Origin of the sequence: Corallococcus sp. AB049A (assembly GCF_003668885.1) — a bacterium.
Classification (GTDB): Bacteria; Myxococcota; Myxococcia; order Myxococcales; family Myxococcaceae; genus Corallococcus; species Corallococcus interemptor.
This window is the reverse complement of record NZ_RAWL01000838.1, coordinates 1-878: the sequence shown is the minus strand read 5'-3', so window position 1 is coordinate 878 and position 878 is coordinate 1. Positions and strand designations below refer to the sequence as shown.

1 protein-coding gene and 1 pseudogene are annotated in these 878 nt (G+C 72.2%); both read right to left on the bottom strand.

The window, feature by feature from the left end; translation table 11 throughout:
• Positions 1-236 precede the first annotated feature (236 nt).
• Positions 237-548: a hypothetical protein gene (locus tag D7X55_RS39785; RefSeq protein WP_120552911.1), complete on the bottom strand. Its 312-nt coding sequence runs from the start codon at positions 546-548 to the stop codon at positions 237-239.
• Positions 549-550: 2 nt separating this feature from the next.
• A pseudogene (locus D7X55_RS39780) lies at positions 551-878 on the bottom strand (PEGA domain-containing protein); the annotation flags it as partial.

Below are 878 nucleotides of genomic sequence, written 5' to 3'. Positions count from 1 at the left end.
GATGATGCCTCCCTGGGCCCGCCTCAGAGCACGGATGATGCCACGCACCGGCCGTGGTTCCCGGCGCGGACGTGGCGTCCAAGTGACTGGAATGACGGGGGTTTCCGCGGGCCACCCTCGGGCAGGCAGCCGTGTCCGGGGGGACACGGCGCGGCCCGGCGGCCACGTGCGGGAGTGTTTACAGGGCGCCGCGCCCCAGGGCTCCCAGGGCGCGGCGCGAAAACCCGCGCGGGACGTCAGCCCCCGTCGCCGAGGCCGCCGTCGGACAGCAGACCGCCATCCGTGAGGCCGGCGTCCGTGCTGCCACCGGCGTCGGACGTGCCGGCATCGGACGTGCCCGCGTCGGTGGTGCCGGCGTCACCGGTACCGGCGTCACCGGTGGGGGTGCCGTCCTCGGAGGTGCAGACCTCGTCGCGGCAGACGTAGCCCTCCAGGCACTGGCCGCGGTCGCAGGGCTGCCCTTCGGGGTCGAAGCTGACGAGCAGGCTGCAGGCGGACAGGCCCATGACGAGGGCCGAGGGAACGATGAGCGATGAAAGGCGGCGCATGGCTAGTAGTTCCGGAGATCGTCTTCGTCGAGCTTGGGGCGCTTCTTCTCTTCCTCGCGCTTGCGCCGGGCGTCTTCCTCCGCCTTGCGCTTCGCCTCCTCGTCCGCCTTGCGCTTCGCCTCCTCCTCCTGCTTGCGCTGGGCCTCCTCCTCCTTCTTGCGCTGCTCCTCCTCGCGCTTGAGGCGGGCGGCCTCCTCACGCTGGCGCCGGGCCTCGGCCTCGCGCTCCTTGCGCGTCATCTTCTTCGCGGGCTGCGAAGGCGGCGGCTGCGGAGGCGGCTCGAAGACGGGGGGGTGGCTCTTATACACATCTCCGGGCCCACGAGACCGG